The 2717-nt window shown below is 40.5% G+C and carries 2 protein-coding genes and 1 pseudogene; 1 reads left to right on the top strand and 2 read right to left on the bottom strand.

The window, feature by feature from the left end; genetic code table 11:
* Positions 1-333: 333 nt before the first annotated feature.
* On the bottom strand, positions 334-1197 hold the full coding sequence (locus tag WBV27_RS09510) for a helix-turn-helix domain-containing protein (protein ID WP_424201512.1): 864 nt from the start codon (positions 1195-1197) through the stop codon (positions 334-336).
* Positions 1198-1310: 113 nt separating this feature from the next.
* Between WBV27_RS09510 and WBV27_RS09505 the strand changes: the two genes are divergently transcribed.
* The gene (locus WBV27_RS09505; protein ID WP_424201510.1) at positions 1311-1478 is read left to right on the top strand and encodes a hypothetical protein; all 168 of its coding nucleotides are present in this window, start codon (positions 1311-1313) and stop codon (positions 1476-1478) included.
* A 1059-nt stretch (positions 1479-2537) separates the two neighbouring features.
* On the opposite strand, the pseudogene WBV27_RS09500 reads toward WBV27_RS09505, so the two are convergent.
* Positions 2538-2717, bottom strand: a pseudogene (locus WBV27_RS09500) (hypothetical protein); the annotation flags it as partial.

Below are 2717 nucleotides of genomic sequence, written 5' to 3'. Positions count from 1 at the left end.
AATCGCCGACTGATGCGGGGGGACGTCGACTGTTCGGCATCCTTCGTTTGGCGTTCAGCAAACGAATTCGGGTTTCGTCGACTGTTCGGTGTCCTTCGTTTGGCGTTCAGCAAACGGATTCGGGTTTCGTCGACTGTTCGGTGTCTTTCGTTTGGCGTTCAGCAAACGAATTCGGGTTTCGTCGACTGTTCGGTGTCCTTCGCTTTACGTTCGACCGCCACCAGGCAATAAAAAATCGGCTATCCACTTTATCTGGATAGCCGATTTTTTGTCCTTCCTTAGCTAAACACCCTGCTCCTGCAGCAAAATCTCTAGCTGTAGCGGACCTTCGCATTACATATTCAAGTAATGCGAAACTTCTTTTTCTAAATTGCCTATCAGCTTTGCGTCTTCAATCGCGTTCAATATAGCATACGCCTTCGCGATGGACTTGGAGCCTTCTTCAATTTCTCCTGTTTTTTGCAATATGATTCCTTTTCTGGCGTAGGCAATCGCTAATTGATTATATTGTTGATATTTTTTGCATAAAGGGATCACTTTTTCCAAGTACGGAAGGGCTTCAGGATAATTTTGATCATCAATCAGCAAGACCGCTAAATTAACATCTATATTGATCATGAGAATTTCCGCTTCCTTCAGATTCTGGTAAGGGACTAGTTGTTTGGTTACTCTTTCCCCAATGTGCACGGCCACATCGATGGGGAAAATGAACAAAATGGTGTTTATCAAACGGATATCCGATAAATACCATTTATCAAATTTCTCCATACGCTCCCAGATTTTTTTTGCATAGAGCTGCGCTTTTTCTAGGTTTTGAGTTGCAGTCAACACGATCAAGCTTTCGCATGCGTAGTAAAGAGACCTTAACAAATAGTCTTCATTCTCTTTCAAGTATGCAATTATCTCGTCTTTAAGCAATTCTAAATCATCCAGGTGATTGTAATTCAACGAGAAAAAGGCATTGATCAGCTTTTCTTTTGCGGTCAAACTTTCCTGATTCAGGATGTAACGGAACTCATCCACGGAAATATTCAGTTTCTCCAGGATCGCTAACCATTTCCGAAAAGTGGGCTCCATTTCACTTCTTTCTATTTTAGAGTACGCAGATTGCCCCAGAATGCCTTCTGCGACATATTGTTGAGAATAACCCCTATCCATCCTGATCTCTTTCAGAACATCGCCGAAGTCTTTCGCCATGGCTTCACCTTCTTTTTTTAATAGTATTATACGACTAAATGGATCAGATTGCATTTTTATTCTTTATAATGTAATTATTAAGAAAAATACTTTTTAGAAAAGGGGTCGCTGTCATGAAAAAGTTTATTGTTTTGTCCTTAGCCATTGGAGTACTGGTCACTAATAGTTTTATTTTAAAGGAATTAGCTACTGATGCCAACCTGTCCAGCAAGGATATTCAGCACGAACAAGTGGCAAAAGCACCAGTATATTCTCCCACTAAAATCATCTGGTTTTTTTAGAATTAGTATACTCTGTTTGTTCAGGTGTAACCCTTGGAAAGCTATTTTCGTGGCATAGGTTGATTATCGGATAAGTAACGTTAATCAACAAACCTTTGCTCACACATCCAACACAGGCCGCCTGGACTTTCCGGAAAAAGAAAAACAGGTTAGGACGAGTGTCCTAACCTGCAGATTGTCTGCAGCACTTCTTCCAGCCACTTGTTTTCTCGACAAACCCATAAAACAGTCTGAGGCCGGATTCGGACTCCGGCCTCAGACTGTTCGCAGTTGTTTAGTTCCTTCAGCGTTTTTTCCGCTAGCCCATTAGCTTGAACCTAAAAAATGTAGCGAGGGAATCATATTCGTTCATTATAAATAGGTGAAGTATATATTGCGATCAATTATAAAAAAGATGGGGTAATGCGGAGAGGGTTTCGGCTACGGGATAGACAGAAAAGAAACTTCAGACTGCTCCATCAGTGATTGATTGATATAAACCTACCTCCAGCGATTGCTTAAATATTTGTTGTACAATTGGCTTTGGACCATCGCGATTTAAACAAAAGTTACTTACCTTAGCAAGAGCTCTCTTGCTAAGGTAAGTATAGCATCCGTACGCAATTTTTTCTATTTGTTTTTTAATGTCCCCCAAAAAAGGGAATGTCAGTCAATATTGAACGTTATGAAAGTACAAGTTACGTTAAACGTTGCTACATCAATAAAAATAAATTAGTATATTGAATTTACTTACTGTTTAGTTAGGGAAAACTTGGTCGTTATATTAGCCGAATGATCGAATAAATCCCAATAATATTACATTACATCGGAAGAAAATACAATATTGTTTTTCGTTGATCGGTACGGTTTTAATAGTCTTCTTGTCGGTATCTTTGGGCATAAGTGCACAAACTTTTTTGCAAGATTGCCATAAAAGTTGAACCCCTTCGAAATGGTAAAACTATTGTTCTTTTATTAATATATACTTTAAATGTTTACAAATGCCACTCCCCAACAAAAACAGGCCCTCAGCGGCACCCGGTCATACTTCCGGGCGCCGCTGGGGCTTGTTTTTGTTGATTATAAAATAGTATCGCCTTCGCCGTATGAGCTGCGGCCAGCTTCGATGATGCCTTGGTTGCTGTCGCCGTTGTAGATGGAGTTCTTGACCAACACATAATCGCATTTGCGGATCGCTGTGATGTCTTTTCCACCCGCGTAGGAGATGGATGACTGCAGGTCTTCGCGCATTTCGTTCAA

Source organism: Trichococcus sp. (assembly GCF_049589555.1).
Taxonomy (GTDB): Bacteria; Bacillota; Bacilli; order Lactobacillales; family Aerococcaceae; genus Trichococcus.
This window is presented reverse-complemented; position numbering and strand designations above follow the sequence as displayed.